General features: G+C 73.5%; 24 protein-coding genes and 1 riboswitch. Of the genes, 17 read left to right on the top strand and 7 right to left on the bottom strand.

Features of this window, described 5'->3' with window-relative positions; all coding sequences use genetic code 11:
- Window positions 1-11: 11 nt before the first annotated feature.
- The 5 genes from ACH4LD_RS26815 to ACH4LD_RS26795 form a co-directional block, all read right to left on the bottom strand.
- Window positions 12-188 carry an FAD-dependent oxidoreductase gene (locus tag ACH4LD_RS26815; RefSeq protein WP_398056861.1) on the bottom strand — a complete coding sequence of 59 codons (177 nt, stop codon included), beginning with the start codon at window positions 186-188 and terminating at the stop codon, window positions 12-14.
- Window positions 189-326: 138 nt separating this feature from the next.
- Entirely contained in the window at window positions 327-500 is a 174-nt protein-coding gene (locus ACH4LD_RS26810) for a hypothetical protein (protein ID WP_398056632.1), read from the bottom strand.
- 26 nt (window positions 501-526) lie between these two features.
- Complete coding sequence (locus tag ACH4LD_RS26805) at window positions 527-883, bottom strand: PRC-barrel domain-containing protein (RefSeq protein ID WP_132789836.1); 357 nt, start codon at window positions 881-883, stop codon at window positions 527-529.
- 64 nt (window positions 884-947) lie between these two features.
- The gene (locus ACH4LD_RS26800) at window positions 948-2,165 is read right to left on the bottom strand and encodes a spore photoproduct lyase family protein (protein WP_398056633.1); all 1,218 of its coding nucleotides are present in this window, start codon (window positions 2,163-2,165) and stop codon (window positions 948-950) included.
- A gap of 240 nt (window positions 2,166-2,405) precedes the next feature.
- Window positions 2,406-3,023 carry a hypothetical protein gene (locus ACH4LD_RS26795; protein ID WP_398056634.1) on the bottom strand — a complete coding sequence of 206 codons (618 nt, stop codon included), beginning with the start codon at window positions 3,021-3,023 and terminating at the stop codon, window positions 2,406-2,408.
- A gap of 331 nt (window positions 3,024-3,354) precedes the next feature.
- Window positions 3,355-3,435: riboswitch (cobalamin riboswitch) on the top strand.
- 129 nt (window positions 3,436-3,564) lie between these two features.
- Here ACH4LD_RS26795 and ACH4LD_RS26790 point away from each other — a divergent pair.
- From ACH4LD_RS26790 to ACH4LD_RS26780, 3 genes are read left to right on the top strand one after another with little or no spacing between them, the layout of a single operon-like run.
- Window positions 3,565-4,620 (top strand): FecCD family ABC transporter permease, encoded by a 1,056-nt coding sequence (locus ACH4LD_RS26790; protein WP_398056635.1) that lies wholly within the window; start codon window positions 3,565-3,567, stop codon window positions 4,618-4,620.
- 2 nt (window positions 4,621-4,622) lie between these two features.
- Entirely contained in the window at window positions 4,623-5,390 is a 768-nt protein-coding gene (locus tag ACH4LD_RS26785) for an ABC transporter ATP-binding protein (protein WP_398056636.1), read from the top strand.
- Window positions 5,391-5,398: 8 nt separating this feature from the next.
- The gene (locus tag ACH4LD_RS26780) at window positions 5,399-6,397 is read left to right on the top strand and encodes an ABC transporter substrate-binding protein (RefSeq protein WP_398056637.1); all 999 of its coding nucleotides are present in this window, start codon (window positions 5,399-5,401) and stop codon (window positions 6,395-6,397) included.
- A 101-nt stretch (window positions 6,398-6,498) separates the two neighbouring features.
- Here the strand turns inward: ACH4LD_RS26780 and snpA are convergent, their stop codons facing one another.
- Window positions 6,499-7,188, bottom strand: coding sequence for a snapalysin (gene snpA / locus ACH4LD_RS26775; protein ID WP_398056638.1), 690 nt, complete (start codon window positions 7,186-7,188; stop codon window positions 6,499-6,501).
- Between the two features lie 182 nt (window positions 7,189-7,370).
- On the opposite strand from snpA, the gene ACH4LD_RS26770 reads away from it, so the two are divergent.
- Entirely contained in the window at window positions 7,371-8,375 is a 1,005-nt protein-coding gene (locus tag ACH4LD_RS26770) for a LysR family transcriptional regulator (protein WP_398056639.1), read from the top strand.
- 281 nt (window positions 8,376-8,656) lie between these two features.
- On the opposite strand, the gene ACH4LD_RS26765 is transcribed toward ACH4LD_RS26770, so the two are convergent.
- The gene (locus tag ACH4LD_RS26765) at window positions 8,657-9,406 is read right to left on the bottom strand and encodes a hypothetical protein (RefSeq protein ID WP_398056640.1); all 750 of its coding nucleotides are present in this window, start codon (window positions 9,404-9,406) and stop codon (window positions 8,657-8,659) included.
- A gap of 124 nt (window positions 9,407-9,530) precedes the next feature.
- Here ACH4LD_RS26765 and ACH4LD_RS26760 point away from each other — a divergent pair, with 124 nt between their 5' ends.
- The 13 genes from ACH4LD_RS26760 (at window position 9,531) to ACH4LD_RS26700 (ending at window position 24,378) form a co-directional block, all read left to right on the top strand.
- Complete coding sequence (locus ACH4LD_RS26760) at window positions 9,531-10,457, top strand: GNAT family N-acetyltransferase (protein WP_398106192.1); 927 nt, start codon at window positions 9,531-9,533, stop codon at window positions 10,455-10,457.
- Window positions 10,458-10,656: 199 nt separating this feature from the next.
- Complete coding sequence (locus ACH4LD_RS26755; RefSeq protein WP_398056642.1) at window positions 10,657-12,801, top strand: glycoside hydrolase family 27 protein; 2,145 nt, start codon at window positions 10,657-10,659, stop codon at window positions 12,799-12,801.
- 114 nt (window positions 12,802-12,915) lie between these two features.
- Window positions 12,916-14,205, top strand: a complete 1,290-nt coding sequence (locus tag ACH4LD_RS26750) for an ABC transporter substrate-binding protein (RefSeq protein WP_398056643.1) — start codon at window positions 12,916-12,918, stop codon at window positions 14,203-14,205.
- Window position 14,206: 1 nt separating this feature from the next.
- Complete coding sequence (locus ACH4LD_RS26745; protein ID WP_398056644.1) at window positions 14,207-15,142, top strand: carbohydrate ABC transporter permease; 936 nt, start codon at window positions 14,207-14,209, stop codon at window positions 15,140-15,142.
- Window positions 15,142-16,005, top strand: a complete 864-nt coding sequence (locus ACH4LD_RS26740; RefSeq protein WP_398056645.1) for a carbohydrate ABC transporter permease — start codon at window positions 15,142-15,144, stop codon at window positions 16,003-16,005. Before ACH4LD_RS26745 ends, ACH4LD_RS26740 begins: the two co-directional genes overlap by 1 nt.
- Window positions 16,002-18,101 carry an alpha-galactosidase gene (locus ACH4LD_RS26735; RefSeq protein WP_398056646.1) on the top strand — a complete coding sequence of 700 codons (2,100 nt, stop codon included), beginning with the start codon at window positions 16,002-16,004 and terminating at the stop codon, window positions 18,099-18,101. Before ACH4LD_RS26740 ends, ACH4LD_RS26735 begins: the two co-directional genes overlap by 4 nt.
- Before the next feature lie 46 nt (window positions 18,102-18,147).
- Complete coding sequence (locus ACH4LD_RS26730) at window positions 18,148-18,918, top strand: SDR family NAD(P)-dependent oxidoreductase (protein ID WP_398056647.1); 771 nt, start codon at window positions 18,148-18,150, stop codon at window positions 18,916-18,918.
- A gap of 109 nt (window positions 18,919-19,027) precedes the next feature.
- Window positions 19,028-19,765 carry a FadR/GntR family transcriptional regulator gene (locus ACH4LD_RS26725; protein ID WP_398056648.1) on the top strand — a complete coding sequence of 246 codons (738 nt, stop codon included), beginning with the start codon at window positions 19,028-19,030 and terminating at the stop codon, window positions 19,763-19,765.
- Window positions 19,762-20,907 carry a galactonate dehydratase gene (dgoD, locus tag ACH4LD_RS26720; RefSeq protein ID WP_398056649.1) on the top strand — a complete coding sequence of 382 codons (1,146 nt, stop codon included), beginning with the start codon at window positions 19,762-19,764 and terminating at the stop codon, window positions 20,905-20,907. Before ACH4LD_RS26725 ends, dgoD begins: the two co-directional genes overlap by 4 nt.
- Window positions 20,908-20,912: 5 nt before the next feature.
- Window positions 20,913-21,767: a hypothetical protein gene (locus ACH4LD_RS26715; RefSeq protein WP_398056650.1), complete on the top strand. Its 855-nt coding sequence runs from the start codon at window positions 20,913-20,915 to the stop codon at window positions 21,765-21,767.
- A gap of 24 nt (window positions 21,768-21,791) precedes the next feature.
- Window positions 21,792-22,424 carry a bifunctional 4-hydroxy-2-oxoglutarate aldolase/2-dehydro-3-deoxy-phosphogluconate aldolase gene (locus tag ACH4LD_RS26710; RefSeq protein ID WP_398056651.1) on the top strand — a complete coding sequence of 211 codons (633 nt, stop codon included), beginning with the start codon at window positions 21,792-21,794 and terminating at the stop codon, window positions 22,422-22,424.
- Window positions 22,421-23,341 (top strand): SMP-30/gluconolactonase/LRE family protein, encoded by a 921-nt coding sequence (locus ACH4LD_RS26705; protein WP_398056652.1) that lies wholly within the window; start codon window positions 22,421-22,423, stop codon window positions 23,339-23,341. The genes ACH4LD_RS26710 and ACH4LD_RS26705 overlap by 4 nt, the downstream gene beginning before the upstream one ends.
- A complete protein-coding gene (locus tag ACH4LD_RS26700) occupies window positions 23,338-24,378 on the top strand; it encodes a sugar kinase (protein ID WP_398056653.1) in 1,041 nt (346 codons plus the stop codon). Before ACH4LD_RS26705 ends, ACH4LD_RS26700 begins: the two co-directional genes overlap by 4 nt.
- Window positions 24,379-24,481: the final 103 nt, after the last annotated feature.

Raw genomic sequence — 24,481 nt, 5'->3', positions numbered from 1 at the left:
TGAACGGCAGTTCAGCGCGGACTGGCGCCCTGGGCGCGCAGCTCCCGCTGGACCGCGTTCACCGGGACGTCCCGCGGCTGTCGCCCCTGGGTCGCGGCCAGGGCCGCGCAGACGCCCGCCGCCTGCCCGGTGGCCATGGAGATCGGCATGACGCGGTAGGAGGAGTGGGCCACGTGGTCGCCGGAGATGCAGCGGCCCGACGAGCGCCGGACGGAGCAGCCGGTCGCGGATCCGTCCGGCGGCTGACCGGCCCGGACGCCCCCGTGACCGGGTCCGCCGAGGGGCGACGCCCCCGGGCGGGTCGGCTGCGGGGTCGCCTCGGACGGTCAGCGGACCACGCGGTGGCTCCTGCCTCCTCGGCGGAAGTGCACCGCCGCGTAGACGAGGTCCAGGACGAGTACGACGGCGCCGATGATCAGGAGGTAGAGCAGACCGTGGACGACGAATCCGATGATGCCCAGGACGACGGCCACGAGGATCAGGAACAGGAACACACTCATCGGGTCTCCCGGCGTTCTTCTGTGCGTCAACGGCGGGCCAGGCGCCGCTCGCCGCCGGCCCCCGGGGTATAGGTCAGCTCGTAGTGGGCGAAGACGTCCGGCTCCTCGGCGACGGGCAGTTCCCCGTCGGTTTCGATCGCCGGGGCCTTCTTGACCTGGTCCTTGCTGTGGGTGACCTTCAGGTAGCCGGGACCGACCGTCGCACCGGGGAGCGGCACGAACACCAGGCGGCGACGGGTGGGCATGCCCACGGTCACCGTGGCGAAGAACGGCTGGTCGGTGGCTGTGTCCACATAGACCGACTCCAGGACGCCGATCTTGTGCCCCTTGGGGTCGACGACGTCATGACCTCGCCACTCGCGGATATCGGATGCCTCGAACATCAGAACCTCCTCTGCGGGGGTACCCACGATCGGGCCGGTGATGTGGCCGCGCCATCCGAATGCCTCAGAAGGCGTACCGGATGCGCAGCCAGGGGACGTGGGACGTCAGGAGGTCCCGCAGGGTCCGCACGGCCTCCGCTTTGACACCAGTGGCGTAGCGGACGTTCAGCGCGCCGTTCTCCGAGCGTTTGCCCTCTTGCAGGGCGGGCTGCCACAGCACTTCCTCGGCGCGGGGGTGCCACCCGAGATTGACCTCGTGCAGCTCCCGGTTGTGCGTGAGCATGATCACTTCGGCGGCCGCCTGCCGCTTGACCCTGTCAGGCAGGGCGTCGTCGAGATGCCGTAGCAGTTCGGTCCAGGCTTCCTGCCAGCCCGGGCGCACCACCACGGGGGAGAGGTTGAAGTGGACTTCGTATCCCGCGTCCAGGAAGTCCGCCGCGGCGGCGATCCGGTCCCCGACCGGGGAGGTCCGCAGGTCCAGCAGGATCGAGTCCGCCGAGGGCATCAGCGAGAAGCGGATGCGCGTGCGGCCCCGCGGGTCCAGGGCCAGCAGGTCGGGGTTGACGAACTTGGTGGCGAACGACGCCTTGGCCGTGGGCCACTGGCGGAAGGCGCGGACGAGATCCGCGGTGTTGTCGCTGACGAGCGCGTCCACCGAACAGTCGCCGTTCTCCCCGATGTCGTAGACCCAGGCCGACGCGTCGCACTGGTTGGGCTCCCGTTTCCGGCCCTGCCGTGCGATGTGCCGTGCCAGGTGGGCGATGATGCCGTCGATGTTGGTGAAGACGGTGATGGGGTTGGCGTATCCCTTGCGCCGGGGCACGTAGCAGTACGCGCAGGCCATCGCGCACCCGTTGGAGGCGCCGGGGCCGATCCAGTCGGCGGACCGCCCGTTGGGCCGCGTCGTCAGTGTCTTCTTCTCGCCCAGGACCAGTGTCTCCCCCTTGACCCGCACCCAGCGCTCGACGTTCCCCTCGTTGCCGTGCAGCCCGGGGATGCGCCAGTGGGACTCCACCTCGATCACCTCGGCCCGCGGGAAGCGGGCGAGGATCTGGCGGCCGCGCGCGGAGGCGGCGGCGCCCGGCTCGGCGTAGACGGTCCGTACCGGCAGGAGGCGGTGGGCCGCCGCGGAGTCACGGAACGGGCAGGGGTGCTCCGGCCCGTGCCCGGGAGCCGTGCCGCCCCGGCCGGTCGTGGGCGCGCCGGGCGCGGCCGTGCCCAGCGCGTCGACATCGAACAGGGTGTCGGGGCCGTCGTCCGGTCCGGCGGAGGGGTACCGCATCTCTGCTCCGCTCGGGAAGGTGCCTGGTGGAGTCCTCACTCCACTGTAGGCATGCGGCGCAGCGGTGGTTCCGCGCGCCGGGCGGGCACAGGAGCAGGTGTCGGTGCTCTCCGCCCGCCACTCCCGGGAACAGGGGTTCCGGCGTGCCGGTGGATTCCGGTGCGTCCTCCTGCCGCCGTGCCGGGAGAGGGCGCGGTCCGCACTCGTGGGCCCGGCCGGCCCTCTCCCGGGCCGCAGAGGTCAGGAGAGCTTGCCGACCGCCGTCCGGGTCGTCGTCTTGAAGGCCTTGACCGGGGCGTCGCGGAACGAGCCCATCTGGGACCACTTCACGACCGTCACGGTCCTGCCGGCGCGGCCGACCGAGAACAGGGCGATGTCGGAGGCGCCCCAGGTCGCGGTGGTGTGGACGCCGTAGACGTGGGCGCCCTCCGCCACCTTGACCTTGCCGTAGTACTTCTTGGCCGCCGTGATGTCCGGGAACTGCGACCGGAGCTTCTTCGCGCAGCCCGCGAGGTCCTTGCGCAGCAGGGCGGCGAAGCCGGCGGCGCGCTGTGCGTCGCGCTCCACCACGGTGACCTGCAGGGCGTTGGTGTCGAGGTCCGTCCAGTAGGCGCGGTGCACGGACACCGACGGCAGGGCGTCCCCGACGCAGATCGGCAGCGGGTCCGGCTGGCCTGCGGTGACCGGGCCGGCGTACCAGGGCGACGACGGGTGGGGCGGCAGGTCCGCCGGGTCGAGGAAGGCGGGTGCGTCGGCGGTACCGGCGGCAGCCGTCGCCGGCACCACCGCCAGCGCCAGGGCGGTGCCGGTGGCCAGGGCCGTCAGAGTGTTACGGAAGCCACGCGTCCGGATCGTCATGCTGTCCCCCTGTGCGGTGTGATGCGCTGGATGCCGGTGAGGACGGGTTCCTCCCGGCCGTCATGTGGAGTACGACCCGTCACGGGAGCGGTTCGTTGTGCGCCCGTGTGGCACGGAACGGTCACGGACGTCACCGTTCGGTGGTTACGCCCGGTTCTCGTCCCGGCCCAGCCGGACGGGCAGGCTCCGGATGCCGCGGGTCACGCGAGCGGGGCTGTACGGCACCCGGTGACCGGCCGGGGCCGGCGGGCGACCCCCGTCCCCGGCTCTACCGACCGCCGGTAGGCGCGCTCACGGCGAGCGGTTTGTTAGGCTCCCCTTGCCTCCCGTGGGGGAAGTCCGGTGGGAGTCCGGCGCTGACCCGCAACGGTGTGCGCGGGGACCTGTGGTCCTCGCGCGAGCCCGATCGCCCGCGGAGGGGTCAGCGACCCGTTTGACTGCTCGCCGCGGACTGCGAGAGGGGGGCCGCGCGGCCGGCACGGCCGTACGGGCTGTCCCTGTCCGACGTCCCGCGGCAGCCCGTGCGAAGGACGGCCCCCCCGTGCGTCGAAGAACGGCCCCCGGCCGGATACCCGCGCTGCCGCTCGGCCTGGGGCCGGCAGCGCTGCTGCTGCTCTCCCTCCTGTGCGGTGTCGCACTCGGGGCCGCCGGAATCGGCTGGGCCGACGTGCTCCGCCTCCTGTGGGCCGGGCTCACGGGCGGCACCGTGCACACGAACGACGCGGCCCCCTACACCATCGTCTGGGACATCCGGCTGCCCCGGGTCCTGCTCGCCGCCGTCGTCGGGGCGGGGCTCGCGGCGGTCGGCGTGGCCGTGCAGGCCATGGTCCGCAACGCGCTGGCCGACCCGTTCGTCCTGGGCATCTCCTCCGGCGCGGCGGTGGGTGCCAACGCCGTCATCCTGCTCGGCGCGCTGGCGGGACTCGGGGTGTGGGCGCTGTCGGTGTCGGCGTTCGCCTCGGCGCTCGCGGCCATGGCCCTCGTGTACGCCGTGGCCCGCTCGCCGCACGGACCGACCCCGCTGCGGCTGATCCTGACGGGCACCGCGCTGGCCTACGGCTTCGAGGCCGTCACCACCGTCATGGTGTTCGGCGCCGCCCGGGGCGAGGCGGCCCGGTCGGCGATGATGTGGCTGCTGGGCAGCCTCGGTGGCGCCACCTGGGCGCAGGTGCCGCTCGCCGCGGTGACCGTGGCCGCCGGATGGGCGTGGCTGCGATGGCGCGCGGAGGCGCTGAACGCGCTCTCCATGGGGGACGAGACCTCGGCCGCCCTCGGCGTCCCACCAGCCCGGCTGCGGCGGGAACTGTTCCTGGTGACCGCGGCCGTCACGGGAACCGTCGTCGCGGTCAGTGGGGCCATCGGCTTCGTCGGGCTGATGGTGCCGCACGTCGTGCGCATGCTGGTCGGTGCCGACCACCGCCGGGTGCTGGCGGTGGCCCCGCTCGCGGGAGCGGTACTGCTGGTGTGGGCGGACGTGCTGTCCCGGCTGCTGCTCGCCCCGGCCGAACTGCCGGTCGGGGTCATCACCGCGGTGGTCGGGGTGCCCGCGTTCCTGCTGCTGATGCGGCGGGGCGGTTACGCGTTCGGAGGGCGCTGAGCGTGCGACTCGACATCGACCAGGTCACGATCGATGCCGCCGGAACCCGGCTGGTCGACCGGATCCTGCTCGCCGTGGACAGCGGGACGTTCGTCGGGCTCGTCGGGCCCAACGGCAGCGGCAAGTCGACCTTGCTGCGCACCGTGTACCGGGCGCTGCGGCCGACCGCCGGGACGGTGCGGCTGGACGGCGACGACCTGCACGCCCTGGACCCGCGGGCCGCCGCCCGGGCGCTCGCCGCGCTGCCCCAGGAGTCCTCGGCCGAGTTCGACTTCACCGTCGCCGAGGTGGTCGCCATGGGGCGGCTGCCGCACCGCGGCCGCACGGCCGCCTCGGACCGGGAGATCTGTGCGCGGGCGATGGACCGCACGGGCGTCGCCCACCTCGCCGACCGGGGGTTCGCCGGCCTGTCCGGAGGCGAGAAACAGCGGGTCCTCATCGCCCGCGCGCTGGCGCAGCAGCCCCGGGTGCTCGTCCTCGACGAACCCACCAACCACCTCGACATCGCCCACCAGTTGGACGTCCTCTCCCTGGTCCGGGCGAGCGGCCTGACCGTGCTGGCCGCGCTGCACGACCTCAACCTCGCCGCCGCCCACTGCGACGTCCTGTACGTCATCGACGCGGGCCGGATCGTCGCCGCCGGACCACCGCACGAGGTGCTGCGACCCGCCCTGCTCGCCGAGGTGTTCGGCGTCCGGGCGCACCCGGTACGGCACCCGGTGACCGGTGCGGTCCAGCTCCTGTTCGACCTGCTCCCGCCCACGACCTGAGGATCACCATGCGCACGCTGCTCACCGCCGTCCTCTGCCTCGCCGCGACCGCCACCGGCTGCGGCGCCACCGTCGAGTCCGCCGAGGACGCGCGGTCCCCGGCCGTCACGCTCACCAACTGCGGTCGTGAGGTGACCTACGACAAGGTCCCCGAGCGCGTCGTCACCAACGACGTCGGCATCACCGAGCTGATGTTCGCGCTCGGCCTGGAGGACCGCATGGCCGGCTTCGCCATGCCCGACGACAAGGGCGACCTGAGCCTTGTGCCGTGGAAGGACGGGTACGACAAGGTGCCCTGGCTGTCCAAGGACCAGCTCACCAAGGAGAACGTCCTCGACGCCCGCGCCGACCTGGTCGTCGCCGGCTGGAACTACGGCTTCCGCGAGGACGGCGGCTTCACCCCCGACGCCCTGGAGAAGCTCGGCATCCCCTCGTACGTCCTCACCGAGTCCTGCCGCAACGGCCGTACGAAGACCTCGCGGGGCATCATGCCGCCCCTGGACGCCCTCTACACCGACCTCACCAACCTCGGCAGGCTGTTCGGTGTCGAGAAGCGGGCCGAAGCGCTGATCGACGGCTTCGAGGAGCAGATCGCCGACGTGCGGGCGAAGGCACCCAAGGGCGCCGGCCGTCCCTCGGTCTTCCTCTACGACAGCGGCCAGGACACACCCTTCACCTCCGGCCGCTACGCCGCCCCCGAACAGATCATCACCGAGGCCGGCGGCGTCAACGTCATGCACGACGTGGCGGACTCCTGGACCACGGCCGGCTGGGAGAGCGTCGTCGAGCGCGACCCGGACGTCATCGTGGTCTGCGACTACGGCGACGTGAGCGCCGAGCGGAAGAAGGAGTTCCTGCTCTCCTACGCCCCGCTGCGCGGCGTCTCCGCCATCAGGCACCGGCGGATCATCGCCCTCGACTACGCCGACCTCGTGGAGAGCCCCCGCAACCCGTCGGCGATCACCCGGCTCGGCGCCTATCTGCGGACGGTGACGGGGGAGGGGTGACCGCCGTCGGAGTGTGGACCGGCCTGTACGACGGCGGTACGGACCGCGGCATCACCGAGCCGCGGTCCGTACCGGGGTGAATCGGCTGGGGCTGTGTGGGGTCAGCCGGTCCGGTTCACCTTCGCCAGGGCCTTGGCCAGGCCGTTGGCCCACAGCTGGTTGACCCGGGAGCGCTCGGTGGCGTTCGGGTACCGGTTGGTGCAGGACGGGCCGGGGCCGCCGCCCGACATCAGTTCGCTGCACGGACCGCTGTAGTGGTCGGGCAGGCCCAGCACGTGGCCGGTCTCGTGGGCGGTGACGCGGATGGAGTCGTACTGCTGGTTCTGCGCGTAGTCCAGGAAGATGTAGCCGCGGCCGTGGCCGTTGGTGGAAGCGTAGGACCCGCGCGGGTCGTTGCCCTCGTAGTAGGTGAAGTCGCCGCTGCCCGAGGTCGCCTGGAGCTTGACGTTCGACACGGAGCTGTTCCAGATGGAGGCGGCGCTCGATATCTGGGAGCGGAAGCTCGGGGCCTGGGAGGCGTTGTAGTAGACGGTCACCACCTTCAGCGAGGGCTGGTCGGCCTGCCGCTCGGCGACCGACTTGAGCACCGCGTCGAAGAACGCCTTGCTGCCGGCGCTGTCGGCCGCGCCCACGAATCCGACGGTGGCGGTGCGGGCCGGTGCCTCGGCGGTGTTCTGGGCGCTCGCCGGGCTCGCGGTACCGAGCGCGGCCGAGGCCAGACCGAGACCGAGGGCCAGGGTCAGGAGTCTTCTGGTCCGCTTCGACCCGGTGCTGCTGCGGAACGACGCCATGGGGGGGCTCCTTCTCGTTCTGTGGGGTGGAACGATCGGTTGCCTGTGAGTCTCGGGCAGCCCAACGGGGCGGGGGATGATGGCAATCGGGGATAGCCCGGGGCTATCGCGGGCCGACTCGTCCCTGTTCGTTGGCACTTGAACATCTGGTGCGGTGCCGTGCGCCGTCCTACGCTCCCCCCATGGAGCTGGAGGTGAGGCACCTGCGCGTCCTGTGCGCCATCGCCGACACCGGCAGTCTGCACAAAGCCGCACGAGAACTCGGCCTGGCGCAGCCCTCGTTGAGCACCCAGCTGCGGCGCATCGAGCGCGCCCTCGGTGCTCAGCTCTTCGTACGCACCCGGACGGGCTGCCGTCCCACCCCGCTGGGGCTCGCCGTGCTGAGCCGGGCCAGGCCCCTGGTCGCGGAGTTCGCGGCGATCGTCACCGAGACCCGGGCGGCGGCCGCCCGCGCCGCCGGCGGGTTCCGGCTGCGCATCGGCGCCACCGCGAGCCGGGCCATCCCGGGCTGGTTACGCCTGCTGAGGGCGCGCGGACCCGGATCCGGCCCGACACTCCAGATGAACGTGTCCGCCAACGCCCTGCTGGCCATGGTCGCCGCCGGCCGGCTGGACATGGCGTTCGTGCACGAGGTGGAGGGCAGCCCGCTGCGCGTCCCTCCCGGCCTGAGCCTGCGGGTGCTCGTCGAGCGCGAACCGCAGTTCGTCACCCTCGCCGCGGACCATCCGGCCGCCACGCAGCAGGAGGTGAGCCTCGCCGACCTGGCCGGTGACCGCTGGATGGTCGACTCCACGGTCGACGGCGAGTGGGACGGGCTGAGCCGGGTCCTGCGGGCCGCGGGCCTCAACTCCGAGATGCTGCACGGCGACTACCTCACCGCCTACTCACTGGCGGCCACCGGCGAGGTCGTCACGGTCAGCCAGCCGACCGCCCACCCCCGTCCCGACCTCGCGATCCGCCCGCTGAAGGGCGACCCGATAGGGGTGCGCCTGCTGCTGGCGGCCCGCACCGAGGCCGAACTGGACGAGGCCTACCCGGAGCTGGAGGAGGCCTACTGGGCCGTGGCCCGGGAGGCGCCGGCCTACCGGGAGTGGCTCAAGCGCGCGGACCCGCGCGGCGCCCGGGGAGGTCTCGCCGTGCCCGCCAGGTGTACCACCGCCGCGGGAACCGCCGACGCGCTGACGTGAATCACCTGCCCGGCGGTCGGAAGGCGAGCGTGTCGCCACCAAGGAGCACGGCCCTCACGCTCATCCGCTGCCTCACCTTCCCGGCGACAGGCGCGAGCGCGGACCGGTCGTGTGCGGGCCGGGACCGGCGTCGTCGATCCCACGCCGTCGTCGGCGCCCGCTCACACGTCCGGCAGCACCAGCCGGACGTCGGAGAAGGCCGGGCCGTCGTCGGCGCCCGCTCACACGTCCGGCAGCACCAGCCGGACGTCGGAGAAGGCCGGGCCGTCGCCGGCGCCCGCTCACACGTCCGGCAGCACCAGCCGGACCTCGGAGAGGGCCAGGCCGTGGGCGCGGATCACGGTCCCGCACGGGCAGCCCAGCGAGATCAGGGACCAGTCGCAGGTCACCGTCCACGGCCCGGTCGTACCCCCGCATCCCGGGCAGTGGACGGTCCGGGCCGTCCACACACCGGGAGCGGGGTGGCCGTGGCGCCGGAACCGGCCCTCGTACCGGATCTGCCAGGGCTCGGCCGGCGGTGTGAGCGGGCCGGCTCCCGGCGGGCTCGGCGCGGCCACGGCGCTGAACACCGTGACAAGACCGGGGAGCACGGCCTCACCCGCCTCGGTCGGCGTGCGTGCCAGGTCGTCCGACGCCCCCGGCCCGGCCCCGTGTCTCGGGGCCGCCGCCGCGGCCGGCGGATTCGGGACGCCGTGCCAGGGCATCAGCGCCCGCGCGCCGGCCGCCGGCAGAGCGGCGGCCGGCGGGCTGACGGCGCCCGCGTCCAGGTGGTGCAGGACGGTACGCAGGACGCGCTGGAGCCGGCGGTCCCGGTCCATGGCCCGGGTCCGCGCCGCCGCGGCCCGCCGGACCGGAAGCGGAGCGGTGAGACGGTCCGGGACGGCCACCGCCGCCCCGGCGTCCTCGTGGGCGGGGCACCACTGTCCGGCAGCCACGAGCCGCAGCGCACGCGCGGACTCCCGTGTCAGGGCTCGCGTCGGCAGCGGGCCGCCGCCGGAGCCGCCCACGGGGGCACCGTGCCTGTCCGTCATGGCATCCAGTCTCCCCGGCCCGGTCTCCGCGCTCCGCCCGGGGCTGACGTGATCCGTCGTCGGTGGTGGGTGCCCTGCCGGCGCCTGGGGGAGCTTCGGGTGCGGGCCACCCTAAGGTGATCAAGTGACGAACTTCAACATCCTTGACGACCACAGCACTTGGCAGAAGGACTTCGAGCTGCGCCTGCACGCCCCCTACACGGCGGCCGGGTTCAGCGTGGCCGCGGCCGAGCGCCTGGTGGCGGACATTCGCGCCCGCGTCGGCGACTGGACCGTCGCCGAGATCACGGACGCCGGGAGCCGGGTCGGCCCCGTCGCTGTGGACGTGGCCGACGACAACGGCGTTCTCGCGGGGAGCATCCGTGACCTCCGCGTCGACCCGCCCCACACCGGCCGAGGGTACGAACAGGCCGCCCGGGACTGGGCCGAGGCGTGGTGCGCGGAGCGGGGCGCGCGCCGGCTCGGCATACGGCTCACCGGGCCGGCCGGTGACCTGTTCGCCGGTTACGGCCTCCGGGGCCAGCTCAGGGCGCGGCGCATCGGCTCGCCGCCCGAGCCGCTCGACGGCGTCACCGCGCGGCCGATGACCCCGGCCGAGTACCCGGCCTGGTACGCCTCCGAGACGGCCGCCTACGTCGCCGGCATCGTCCGGTCGGGGGCCATGGCCGAGGAGGAGGCCGCACGCAAGGCCGACCGGGACTTCGAGGAACTGCTGCCCCAGGGGCTGGAGACGCCCGACAACAGCGTCCTGGTGCTCGAAGCGGCGGGCGAGCCGATCGGCACCGGCTGGTTGAAGCACGGGCATCTGCCGGGGGTGACGTACGGCTACTCGCTGCACGTCCAGGAGCGCCACCGCGGCAAGGGGTACGGGCGGGCCGCGATGGCGGCCGGCGAACGGGTCGCGCTCGCCGCCGGTGACTCGATGCTGATGTTCACCGTGTGGGGCGGCAACGAGGTGGCCATGAACCTGTACACGAGCGCGGGGTACCGCGTCGTGGAGGAACGGCGCTCCCTCGACCTCCCCCACGGCCTTCCCCGCGGCGCGGCCTGACGCGATGCGGCACGGCCCTGCTCCCCGGCCCCGTCCATGGGCGAGGGGCAGGGCCTGTATCCGCTCCCGTTGCTCCTAAATTAGTAATTAATATTGACAGGGTTTCGGCCACGGGCCACAGTCTTCGCCGTGACGTCGGCCTCCCCCAGGGACCCGCCCGGCTCACACCTTCCCGCTTCCCAACCCCCGGGAGAGGCACGTGACTTCCCAGTCGCCCACGCACAGCCCCCCGCGCCAACGGGCCACCAAGCTGGTCCTCGCCGCGGCGATCACGGTCGTCCTCACCGCGGCCGCCGTCCCCCCGGCCACGGCGGACCCCGCGGTGGACCAGGGGGCGCCCGACTTCTACGACAGCGGACTCGCCCCGACGCCCTACATGGGCTGGAACACGTACTACGGACTCGGCGCCCCCACCGAGACCGAGGTGCGCGCGGTCGCCGACAAGCTGGTCGGCAGCGGTCTGCGCGACAGCGGCTACGACATCGTCTGGCTCGACGGCGGCTGGCAGGCCGACAATCCCCGTGACGCGCAGGGCCGGCTGGTGGCCAACCCGGACCGCTTCCCGTCCGGCATCCCGGCCCTCGTCACCTACCTCCACCAGCGTGGCCTGCGGGCCGGCATCTACACCGACGCCGGTACCTACGACGGCGGCAAGAGCTGCGGGCTCGGCAGCCGCGGTCACTACGCCGAGGACGCGCGGCAGTTCGCCGACTGGAAGATCGACGCGATCAAGGTCGACTTCCTGTGCGGCATCGGTGAGAAGCTCGATCCCGGGCCCGCGTTCAAGGAGTTCGGCGACGCCGTCGCCAAGTCGGGCCGGAAGATGCTGCTGAACCTGTGCAACCCGCTCACCGACGACTGGGGCCTGCCGCACACGCCCGAGCAGGACGCGCACAACACCTACGCCTACGCCCCGACGATCGCGGACTCCTGGCGCACCGGCACCGACATCGCCTGGGGCACCCCGAGTCCGGGGCAGTGGCCCAACGTCCTGCGCAACATGGACGCCAACGCCTGGCACCCGGAGGCCCAGGGACCCGGTCACTACAACGACCCGGACTACCTCATCCCCATGCGCCGCATGGCCGACGGCTCCCTGGAGCTGACGCAGGAGGAGTCCACCACCCAGTTCGTGATGTGGGCCGAGATGGCCTCCCCGCTCGTCCTCGGTTCCGATCCGCGCACCCTGACGCCGTCGATGATCGAGACGCTCCGCAACCCGGAGATCGTCGCCGTCGACCAGGACCCGCTCGGCATCCAGGGGGTCCGGGTCGCCACGGACTCCGTCGGCGACGTCTACAGCAAGGTCCTGGTTGGACACGGCGAGCGCGCGGTCGTCCTGCTCAACCGCTCCGACCAGCCGGCCGAGCGCACCGTGCGCTTCGCCGACGCCGCCCTCGGCGGGTCCGTCAAGGTGCGCGACCTGCGCGCACGAGCCGACCGCGGCACGCACACCGGGTCGTACACCGTCGAGGTCCCGGCCCACGGCACCGCCTTCCTCAGGCTCACCGGTCAGGACGCGCTGCCCGGCACCAGCCTCGGACGGAAGGCCTCGGCGAGCCCGGCCGTGGTGCGCGACGGCGACACGCTGACCACCTTCTTCCGCGGACCGGGCGGAACGCTCGTCCAGCACACGGCGGACGGCACGGGTCCGGCGCGGACCAGGGACCTCGCGGGCCCGGCCGGCGGACGGATCCTCGGCCAGCCCGCCGCCTACGCCTCCGCCGGCGGCCGTATCGACGTCTTCGTCCGCGGAACCGACGACCGCGCCTACCGCAGGGTCTTCTCCGGCGGGCGCTGGGGTGACTGGCAGGACCTGGGCGGGCGGCTGACCGACGCGCCGACCGTGGCCTTCACCGATCCCGCGCACTGGATCCTCGTCGCGCGCGGCGGCGACGGGAGCGTCGTGCAGCGCGGCCCCTCGTCCGGCTGGTCGTCACTCGGCGTCCCCGGAGGCCGGCCGGTGTACGGCAGGCCGTCCGCGGCCGTCGACGCGGACGGGCGCGTCCACGTCGCCGTACGGGCCGCCGCGGACGACATCTGGACCAGCTCGCGGGACGGGTCGGGACAGTGGTCGGCGTGGAGTTCGCTCGGCGGCACGGTGAGCGGCAGCCCGACGCTCGTCACCGTGGGGGACGCCGTGGTGCTGTACGCGAGGGCGGGTGACTGCACCCTGTGGCAGCAGCGGTACGAGGGCGGCGCGTGGCGGGGCTGGACCAAGCGCCAGGAGTTCCCCAGCGCGGCCTTCGACGGCTCGCTCGGTGCGGTCGCCGGCCCGGACGGCTCGGTCGACGCGGTGTTCCGCGGTGTCGACGGCTACGTCCACAGAACCCAGTTCAAATAAATTAGTAATTAATATTGACGTGGCGGGATCGCCACGCGACTCTGGATCCGCCGTGAACGGGGCCCGGCCGCCCCCAGGGGCCGGCCCCGTCGCGCGCATCCACAGGGAGCCTCCATGACGAACCACCTGCCCGGCCGCCGGCGCTTCCTCGCCGGACTCGGAGCCGCCGGAGCGACCGCACTGCTCAGCGGCTGCGTCACCTCGACCTCCTCCGCGAAGACCTCCTCCAAGGGCCCGGTGACCCTCCAGTCCAACCTGTCCGCACCGCAGGCCAAGGCCGCGATGGAGGACCTCGTCGCCGCCTACGCCAAGAAGGGCGAGGGCCGCGCCAGCCTGAACACCGTGGCCGCGGAGACCTTCCGCACCCAGCTGCCGACCTACCTGACCTCGGCCAACCCGCCGGACGTCTACACCTGGTACCCCGGCTCCGTGGCGGACGCCTACGCCAGGAAGAAGCTGCTCCTCGACCTCGACGACGTCTGGAACACGTCGCCCGACCTCAAGCGGTACTCCAAGGCGCTGCACAGCCTGTGCACCGCGAGCTCCGGCAAGAAGGTCTTCGTCCCGACCACCTACTACTGGTGGGGCATGTTCTACCGGAAGTCGAACTTCGCCAAGTGGGGCGTGAGCGCGCCCTCCTCCTGGGACGAGTTCCTCGACCTGTGCGACAAGCTCAAGTCCAAGGGCGTGGCGCCGATCGGACTCGGCGCGGGCGGCAACACCCCCTGGGTCGCCTCGGCCTGGTTCGACTACCTCGACATCCGCGTCAACGGCGCCGACTACCACCGTCAACTCCTCGCGGGCAAGCACCGCTTCGACGACCCCGAGGTGCGCAAGGTCTTCGACCGCTGGCAGGAGGTGCTGCCGTACTTCGACCCCGACGGCACCGCCCTGGCCTTCCAGGACGCCGGCACCGCCCTGCTCAACGGCCGCACCGGCATGATGCTCATCGGCACCTTCTTCGCCGACGCCACCCCCAAAAAGGCCCTCGACGACATCGACTTCTTCCGCTTCCCCGTCATCGACCCCAAGGTCCCGCTCGCCGAAGAGGCCCCGACCGACGGCTACTTCGCCAGCGCCCGCACCGGACGCGGCGACCAGGTCGCCGACCTGATGAAGTACCTCGCCACCGCCGAGGCGCAGGAGATCTACGTCAAGGGCTCGTCCGGAACCGTCCTGCCCTGCAACCCCGACGCGAAGGACGCGGGCACGGCGCTGGTGAAGAAGGGCCGCGAGCACATCGAGCAGGCGGCCGAGCTGACCCAGTTCTTCAACCGCGACTCCAGCGACGCCCTCCAGCCCACCGCCGACACCGCGCTCACGAAGTTCATCGCCAGGCCGAAGGACATCGCGGGCATCCTCCGGGACTGGCAGCGCGACGCCGAGAAGATCTGGAAAGCCTGACATGGCCGTCCTGACCGCCCCGCACCGCGAGTCCCCGGTCCCGGCGCCGCCCCGGGGGCGCCGGGACCGGGGCCCCCGCCGCACACCGCCGCTGGTCCTCGCCTTCGTCCTCGTCCCCCTGCTCGCCGAGGCCGTCTGGGTCTTCTGGCCCGCGCTGCAAGGCTTCTACCTCGCCCTGACCAGCTGGGACGGCGTCTCCGCGCCGAAGTTCGTCGGCCTCGGCAACTTCCGCGAGATGGCGGGCGACGACGTCTTCCGCAGCGCAGCCGGCCACACCGTCCTGTGGCTGCTCCTCTTCGGCGGCCTGTCCGCCGTACTGGGCCTGGCCGCCGCCCTGCTGCTCCAGCAGGAACGCCGGGGCATCGGCTTCTACCGCGCGGCCCTGTTCCTGCCCGTCGTGTTCTCCCTGGTGGCCACGGCCCTGGTCTGGCAGGCCATCTACCAGCCCGACGGCGTCCTCAACCGCCTCCTGGAGTCCGTCGGCCTGGACAGCCTGCGGCACGCCTGGCTCGCCGACCAGGACACCGCCCTGTACGCCGTGATCGTGCCCGCCCTGTGGCGGCAGATCGGCTATGTGATGGTCCTCTACCTCGCCGGTCTCAAGGGCATCGACCCGGCCCTGTACGAGGCGGCCAAGGTGGACGGCGCCGGCCGGTGGCAGCGCTTCCGACATGTGACGCTGCCTCAGCTCCGCGGCGTCAACGCCGTCGTGGTGTCCGTCATCATCATCGACTCGCTGCGCTCCTTCGACGTGGTCTGGTCGCTGACCCGCGGCGGCCCCTACCACTCCTCCGAACTGCTGAGCACCTACATGTACTCCACCGCCTTCCAGTCCCTCCGCCTCGGATACGGCTCCGCCCTGGCCGTCGTCATCTTCCTGCTGGCCTTCGGAGTCATCGCCTCCTACCTGGTCCGGGCCTTCCGGGAGGCCGACTGATGTCCGCCGCGGAGACCCACACGTCGGCCCGTGCGCTGCGCCGCCGACGGGCCGCCACCGCCGGCTTCCACCTCGGCGCCGGAGCCCTGGCCGTCCTGTGGCTGCTGCCCATCCTCCTGGTCGTGGTCACCAGCCTGCGGTCCTTCAACGACATCGCCGTGCACGGCCTGGGCAGTTGGCCCCGCTCCCTCACCCTGGACAACTTCCGGCAGGCCTGGGTCGACGGCGGCCAGCAGCGCGCCCTGATCAACAGCCTGATCGTCACCGTCCCCTGCGTCCTGGTGACCCTCGCCCTGGCCGCCATGGCGGCGTTCGCCCTCAGCCGCTACGCGATGCCCTTCCGCCGCTCCCTGCTGCTGCTCATGCTCGGCGGCAACCTGCTGCCCCCGCAGATCCTGCTCATCCCGGTCTCCAAGCTCAGCGAGATGATGGGCATCTACGACACCCTGCCCGCCCTGATCGGCGTACAGATCGGCTTCGGCGTCGGCTTCTACGTGTTCGTCCTGCACGGCTTCATGCGCGCGATCCCCGCCGAGATCCAGCAGGCCGCCGTCGTCGACGGCGCCGGGCCCTGGCAGATCTTCTGGCGCGTCATCCTCCCGCTCACCCGGCCCGCGCTCGCCGCGCTCAGCGCGCTGTCCTTCACGTGGATCTTCAACGACCTGCTGTGGGCGATCACCGTCCTGCGCAGCGACAGCAGGATGCCGATCACCGCCGCGCTCATCGGCCTCCAGGGCCAGTACGTGTCCATGTGGAACGTGATCGCCGCCGGATCCGTCATCGCCGCCGCGCCCACCGTGGCCGTCTTCCTCCGCTTCCAGCGCCACTTCGTGGCCGGCCTCAACCTCGGAGCAGTGAAGTGACCCCGCACCAGCGCTGGACGCTGCGCACCGAGCACACCAGCTACACCGTCCGGCTCTCCCCGGACGGCCCCTGGGCGGAACTCCACGCCTGGGGACCGCACGGCGTCGAGGACGGGCCGTCGGCACTGGACTGGTCCCACCGCACCCACTTCATCACCCCGGCGGACGCCGCCCCCGCGGAGTACCTGCCGCACGGACTGCGCCCGTTCACCGGCGCCGACCTCGTCGCCGCCCGGCCCGGCTCCGACCGCGGAGTGTGGTGGAGCTTCCAGGACGCCCGCGAGGAGCCCGGAACGCTCCGGCTCACCTTCACCGACGACCTCCTCGGCCTGCGCACCACCCTGTGCTACGCCACCGTGCCGGGCACCGACGTCCTGCACCGCTGGACCGAACTGACCTGCACGGGCGAGGAGGAACTGCGGCTGGAGCGGCTGGACTCCGCCGCCGTGAACATCCCGGTCACCGCCGCCGCCCGGCTGACGTACCTGACCGGCCAGTGGTCCCAGGAGTTCCAGCACACGCGACTCGACCTGGCCCGGGGCACGTTCACGATGGGCAGCACCCAGGGCGTGCCCGGTCACGCGTACGCCCCCTGGCTCGCCGTGCAGGACGCGACGGCACCCCACGAGGCACCCGCCCCCGCCTACGGCATCGCCCTGGAATGGCCCGGCAACTGGCACATCACCGCACAGGCCGAGCCCGGCGGCGCCGTACGCGTCCGCGCCGGACGCGTGCCGCACGAGGGCGCGGTGCGCCTGGCACCCGGCGACACCCTGACCACGCCCCGCCTCGCCTGCGCCTTCAGCCCGGACGGACTCGACGGACTCTCCCGCGTCTGGCACCACTACGAGCGCCGGCTCGCCGGCGAGCGCCTGCACCGCCCCCGCAAGGTCCTGTACAACTCCTGGGAGGCCACCGGCTTCGACGTCGACGCCGAGAGCCAGCTGGAGCTGGCGAAAGCGGCGGCGGACCTCGGCGCGGAGCTGTTCGTGGTGGACGACGGCTGGTTCACCGGCCGCTCCGACGACACCGGGGGGCTGGGCGACTGGTACCCCGACCCGGCGGCCTTCCCGCACGGCTTCGACCGGTTCGTCGACGACGTCCGCGCCCTCGGGCTGGACTTCGGGCTGTGGATCGAACCCGAGGCCGTCAGCCCCGGCAGCCGCCTGCACGCCGAACACCCGGAGTGGGTGTACCGGATCGACGGCCGCCCGGCCCGCCGCGTCCGCAACCAGCTCCTGCTCGACCTCGGCCGCACCGATGTGCAGGACTTCGTCCTCGCCACCCTGGACCGGCTGCTCACCGGCCACGCCATCGGCTACCTGAAGTGGGACATGAACCGCCCGCCGACCGAGCGCGGCCGGCCGGGCGCAGGTCCCGCGGACCGGCTCGACCTCGACGCCGAGCACGTCCACGGCTACCTCCGCGTCCTGGACCACCTGCGCACCGCGCACCCCCACGTCACCGTCGAGGGGTGCGCGGGCGGCGGCGGCCGGATCGACCACGCCACCCTCGCGCGCACCGACGTCGTCTGGCCCAGCGACAACACCGCGCCCCTGGACCGGCTCCGCGTCCAGTACGGCTTCCTGCACGCCCACGCCCCGCACCTGATGAGCTCCTGGGTCACCGACGCCCCCGGCGTCTTCGACCCCCGCCCGCGCAGCCTCGCCTTCCGGTTCGTCACCGCCATGTGCGGCGTCCTCGGCATCGGCGCCGACCTGCGGGCCTGGACGCCCGGGCAGCGCGCCGAGGCGGCCGGGTGGATCGCCCGGTACAAGGAGGTGCGGGACGTCGTCCACCACGGCGAGGCCCGGCTGCTCGGCTCGCCCGGGGACGCCACCTGCGGAGTGCAGTACGACGCCCCCGACGGGCGCCGTACCGTCGTCGCCGCCTTCAGCACCGGCCCGCTCGACGGCGCCCCGCTCGTGCCGGGCCGCCCCGCCCGGCTGCGGCTGCGCGGCCTGGACCCCACGGCGGTCTACCGGGACGCCGCCACCGCGACCACGTACAGCGGCGCCCATCTGCTGCACTACGGGCTGCCCTGCGCGTGGACCGCCGACCATGACGCCGACCTGGTGGTACTGACACGGCAGTAGCCGCACCCCCGCCGGAAGCCACCCAGACGACAAGGAGCCCCGCCCCATGGATCCCGCACGACGGCACGGCGCCCGCTTCACCGGCCGCACGGCCGTGATCACCGGAGCCGCCTCCGGCATCGGGGCCGCCACCGCCGAACGCCTCGCCCAGGAGGGCGCCGCCGTGGTCCTGGCCGACATCGCCGAGGAACGCGGCGAGGCCGTGGCCGCACGCATCACCGAGGACGGCGGCCGGGCCCGCTTCGTGCCCGCCGACGTCTCGGCCGAGCAGGACTGGCAGCGGATCGTCTCCGCCGCCCACACCTACGGGCCCGTCGACGTGCTGGTCAGCAACGCCTACACGGTCGACGTGACCCCCGCCCACGAGATGACCCTCGCCTCCTGGCAGCGGCAGCTCTCCGTCAACGTCACCGCCGCCTTCCTCGGCTTCCGGGCGGTCCTGCCCGACCTGCGCTCCCGCCGGGGAGCGGTCGTGCTCACGTCCTCCGTGCACGCCCACGCCGGCATCCCCGGTCATCCCGCCTACGCCGCCTCCAAGGGCGCGCTGCTCTCCCTGTGCGGCCAACTCGCCGTCGAGTACGGGCCCGAGGTGCGCGTCAACGCCGTCCTTCCGGGACCGGTGCTGACCGCGGCCTGGGACCGGGTGCCGCCCGAGGAACGCGCGCTGAGCGTCGCCGCGACCGCGGTCCGCCGCTTCGGCACCCCCGAGGAGGTCGCCGCGGCCATCGCCTTCCTCGGCGCCGACGAGGCCTCCTTCATCACCGGCGCGCACCTCGTCGTCGACGGCGGCTGGAGCGTCATCAAGGCGTCCGCATGACCGCCGCCGTCCGCACACGCGGCCCGTGCGCATCCGGCCATACTCGTCCGACACGTGCGCATCCGAACCAGCCCGACCTGTGCGCATCCCGAGAGAAAGGCTGTACGACATGACGCCCTACGCCCGCCGCGGCGTGCACGGCCAGACGGTGGAGGCGCTGGCCCGCCGCATCCTGGGCGGCGAGATCCCCGAGGGGGCCACGCTCGACCTGGTGGCGCTGCAGAGCGAACTGGACGTCAGCCTCACCGCCCTGCGCGAGTCCCTGAAGGTACTGGCCGCCAAGGGCATGGTCGACGCCCGGCAGAAGCGCGGCACCTTCGTCCGGGCCCGCGCCGACTGGAACCTCCTCGACGCCGACGTCCTGCGCTGGCAGTTCGAGGGCGGCGGCGCCGACGGGGCCGACCGGGCGCTGCTGCGCAACCTCGCCGAGGTGCGGGCCATCATCGAACCGGCCGCCGTCCGCCTCGCCGCCGAGCGCCGTACCGACGACGATCTCGCGGCCCTGGACGCCGCCCTCACGGCGATGGGGGAGCACGACACCGACCCCGCCCACGCCGTCGAGGCCGACCTCGCCTTCCACCGCGCCCTGCTCGCCGCCACCCACAACGAACTGCTGGAACGAATGGAGATGGTGATCGAGTCCGGCCTCGCCCACCGCGACCGCCTGGTCCACAGCTCCCCGCACAGCGAGGACCCGGTCCCCGCCCACCGCGCCGTCCTGGACGCCGTACGCGACCAGGACCCGCGGGCCGCCGAGGCCGCCATGCACGCCCTGCTCGAACAGGCCGGGCGCGACCTGGACCGGATCGACGGCCCCGACGACACGAAAGGCACCGGCGGCAAGTGAAGATCGCCCGCATTGAGACGTTCCTGGTACCGCCGCGCTGGCTGTTCTGCCGGATCGAGACCGACGACGGCGTGGTCGGCTGGGGCGAACCCGTCGTGGAGGGGCGCGCCGAGGTGGTCCGCGCCGCCGTGGACGTCCTCGCCGAACAGCTCCTCGGGAAGGACCCGCTGCGCATCGAGGACCACTGGCAGGTGCTCACCAAGGGCGGCTTCTACCGCGGCGGCCCCGTGCTCTCCAGCGCGGTCGCCGGCCTCGACCAGGCCCTGTGGGACATCGCCGGCAAGACCTACGGCGCCCCCGTGCACGCGCTCCTCGGCGGACCCGTGCGCGAACGCGTCCGGGTCTACGCCTGGGTCGGCGGCGACGAGCCCGCCGAGCTCACCGACCAGATAGCGGCCCAGGTGGAGGCCGGCTTCACGGCGGTGAAGATGAACGCCGCCGGGGCCACCTCGCCGCTCACCACCCCGGCCGAGACGGCGGCCGTCGTCGCCCGGGTGGCGGCGGCCCGCGAGGTGCTCGGCCCCGACCGGGACGTCGCCGTCGACTTCCACGGCCGCTTCACCGCCGCGAGCGCCCGCCGCGCCCTCGCCGAACTCGCCCCCCTGCACCCGCTGTTCGTGGAGGAGCCGGTCCTCCCCGAGCACAACCACCTGCTGCCCGGCCTGGTCACCGCCGGCCCGGTGCCGCTGGCCACCGGTGAACGCCTCTACTCCCGCGGCGAGTTCCTGCCCGTGCTCACCGCCGGGATCGCCGTCGCTCAGCCCGACCTGTCCCACGCGGGCGGCATCTCCGAGGTGCACCGCATCGCCGCACTCGCCGACACCTTCGGCGCCCAGCTCGCCCCGCACTGCCCCCTCGGCCCCATCGCCCTCGCCGCCAGCCTCCAGATCGCCTTCGCCACCCCGAACTTCCTCATCCAGGAGCAGAGCCGCGGCATCCACTACAACAAGGACGCCGACCTCCTCTCCTACCTCGCCGACCCCGAACCGTTCCGGTTCGTCGCCGGTCACGCCCGCCGCAACGACGCCCCCGGCCTCGGCATCACCCTCGACGAGGCGGCCGTACGCGCGGCGGACCGCAGCGGGCACGCCTGGCGCAACCCCGTGTGGCGGCACCCCGACGGCTCCTTCGCGGAATGGTGACCCGCGTGCTCGACGTCGTCACCGACCCCGCCCACGGCGGCCGTTGGACCTCGCTGCGCGCGGACGGCCGCGAATGGCTCTGGCACCGCCCCGCACCGCAGCGGGACACGGCCGCCCCCGGTGACGCGTTCGTCGACGCCGGGGGACTGGAGGAGTGCGTGCCCACCGTCCGCGGCCGCCCCGACCACGGCGACGCCTGGTCCCGCCCGTGGACCCGGGACGGCGACACCGAACGCGTCCACTGCGACTCCTTCACCCTGACCCGCACCCTCCGCGCCACGCCCGACGGAGCCCGGGCCGACTACACGCTGACCGCCGAACCGGGCTTCCGCTTCGTGTGGGCGGCCCACGCCCTGCTCGACCTCTCCGCGCACGCCACCCTCCACATGACCGGCGGCGCGACCACCCGCCTGTTCCCCGAGGCCGCCCCCCTGCTGACGGAGCCGTGGCCCGACGGCGCGCCCTGGGTCGAGGGCGCCTGGCCCACCCCGCGCGGGCTGGCCCTCGACCGGCTCGGCCCGGACGACGGCACAGCGGTGGGAGCCGTGGTGGACACACACCTGTGCTGCGTGCACGACGGCCGCGACCGGCTGTCCTTGAGCGTGCAGGTCACCGGACACCCCGTGACCGCTCCACCGGCCGGCGGGGGCTTCGCAGTCGAGCAACCCGTGTCGATCGCCCTGTGGCGCAACCTCGGCGGCTTCCCCGAGGCGAACCCCTACCGCAGCACGGGCGTCGAGCCGATGCTCGGCCGTGTCTTCGACCTCGCCGACGCCGGCCCCGGGGACGCCGCCGAGGTGCCCGCCTCGGGCGAGGCGCACTGGCGACTGACGCTCACCACCGCCTGCCGCTGCCCCTGAACCCCCAGCAAGGAGAACCGGTTCGTGGATCTGCCCGCCGCCCTCGCGGCCCACCGTCTGCTGGCCATCGTCCGTGGACGCGACGCCGACGCCGCGCTGCGCACCGTACTGACCCTGGCCGAGGAGGACATCGACCTCGTCGAGGTGTCGCTCACCGGCACGGACGCCCTCACCGTCATCGCGCGCGCCCGGGAACTCCTCGGCCCCGACCGCCCGTTGGGCGTCGGCACCGTCCTGACCGCCGACGACGCGCGTGCCGCCCACCGCGCGGGGGCGGCCTTCGTGGTCACACCCGGCCTGGGCGAAGCCGTACCCGCGGCACACGACCTGGGCCTGCCGGTGCTCGCCGGGGTGTTCACCCCGACCGACGTGATCGCCGCCCGGGGCATGGGCGCGGCGGCGCTGAAGATCTTCCCGATCGCCCAGGCCGGGGGAGCGGCGTATCTGAAGGCCCTGCGCGGCCCGTTCCCCGACACCGCGTTCGTCCCCGTGGGCGGAGTCGACGAGGCCGCCGCCCGCGCCTGCCTCGCCGCGGGCGCGGCCGCCGTCGGCGTCGGTTCCCCGCTCGTCGGCGACGCCGCCGACGGCGGCAGCCTCGACGCGCTCAGGACCCGCGCCCGCGCCTTCCGCACCGTCGTACGAGAGGTGGCGCCGTGACCGAGGAGCCCCGCCCCACCCGCCCCGACCGCCTCGAACTCGGTGAGGGCATCCGCTGGACCGGCACCGGGATCGTCCTCGTGGACCTCCTCGCCGGTCGCCTCCTCGCGGCCCCCGACGACCCCGCGGCCCCGCTGCGGACGGTCGCGCACCTCCCGGTGCCGCTGGGGGCCGTCGCCCCGGTGGCCGGTCACCCGGGCACCTGGATCGCGGCCGCGGGAACCGGCGTCTGCCTCCTGCGCCCCGACGGTGCCACCCACTGGCTGGCCCGCCCGGAGGACGGCTCCGCGCCGCGCACGCGCATGAACGACGCCGTGGCCGACCCCTCGGGCCGGTTCTGGGTGGGCAGCATGGGCTACGACGCCGACGACGACGCCGGTGCCCTCTACCGCGTCGATCACGACGGCAGGGTCGAACGCGTCCTGGACGGCATCACCGTGCCCAACGGCCCGGTGTTCACCCCGGACGGCCGCTCGATGTACCTGGCCGACAGCGCCCGGGGCGTCGTCCGCCGCTATCCGGTCGACCCCGTGACCGCCCGGCTCGGCAGCCCCGAGGTGTTCGTCACCGTGGACGACGGCAGCCCCGACGGGATGGCGATCGACGCGGAGGGCGCCGTGTGGATCGCCGTCTGGGGCAGCGGAACGGTACGCCGTCACCTTCCCGACGGCACGCTGGACCGCACCCTGCGGCTGCCCGCGAGCCGGCCGGCCGGCGTGTGCCTCGAAGGAGACGTCCTGCACATCACCACCGCTCGGCTGGGCCTGAACCCGCCCGGGCCCCACGACGGCGCCGTGTTCAGCGTCCGGGTCGAGGTGCCGGGCAGCCCGGCCGCGCCCTATCGACCGACCGCCTCCGCCGTCCCGGCGACACCGGCGGTGGCCGGGGGCGGAGCCTCCGGGAGGGGACCCGCATGACCGGTGCCGCGACGGAAGCCCTGACGGGACAGCCGTGGCGCCCCGCCGCCGGGCGCGTGGTGTGCGTCGGCGAGACGATGGCGGCCCTGGTGCCCGATCCGCCGGAACCACTGGAGCGGGCCGGGCGGTTGAGCCTGTCGGTGGCGGGCGCCGAGTCCAACGTGGCCATGTACCTGGCCGACCACGGCGTCCCGGTCGCCTGGCTGTCGGCGCTGGGGGACGACCCCTTGGGCGGACGAGTCCGCGCCACGGTGTCCGCCGCGGGGGTGGACGTCTCGCACGTCCGCACCGACCCCCGGCACCCCACCGGTCTCCTGGTGAAGAGCCCGGGCTCCACCGGCACACGTGTGCACTACTACAGAACCGGTTCGGCGGCTTCCGCGCTCGGCCCGGAACTGCTGGCCGAAGAGCCCGTGCGCTCGGCGGCCCTGCTGCACTTCACCGGCATCACCCCGGCCCTGTCGCCCTCCTGCCGGGAACTGGTCACGAAGGCCCTGGCCAGTCCCGCGGACGCGCGCTCCCACGCGGTCAGCTTCGACGTCAACCACCGCCCCGCCCTGTGGCCCGACGGCACAGCGGCGACCGTGCTGCGCCGGCTGGCCGACCGGGCCGACATCGTCTTCGTCGGCCTCGACGAGGCGCAGGGCCTGTGGGGGGAGGACCTGACGGTCACCGGCGTACGGCACCTGCTGCCGCATCCCCGCGTCCTCGTGGTCAAGGACGGAGCCCGCGCCGCCACCGCCGTCACCGACCACGGCGTCCACACCGTGCCGGCGCTGCGGACGGCGGTGGTCGAACCCGTGGGCGCGGGTGACGCCTTCGCCGCGGGCTTCCTCGCGGGCCTGCTGCGGAGCCTCACGACGGCGCAGGCGCTCCGACTGGGACACATCACGGCGGTGTCGGCGCTGCGGGTGACAGGAGACCACGGCCCACTGCCCCCTCCGGCCCACATCGCACGGCTCCTCGCCCTGCCCGACCCGGAGTGGGAGGCACTCGGCCAGGCTCCGGAGGGAACCGCTCCGCGCACATCAGCGTGAGCCCGATCGTGGTGGCGACGGCGGTCCCGGTGTGTCCTGGTCCCACCGCACGGGCAGGCGGCGGGGCCCGCCGCACGGGGCAGGCCGTGCCATCCGGCCGGGG

It is taken from the genome of Streptomyces sp. NPDC017676 (assembly GCF_044329325.1).
Classification (GTDB): domain Bacteria; phylum Actinomycetota; class Actinomycetes; order Streptomycetales; family Streptomycetaceae; genus Streptomyces.
The sequence above is the reverse complement of the archived record's forward strand: the minus strand, read 5'-3'. Positions and strand labels throughout refer to the sequence as shown.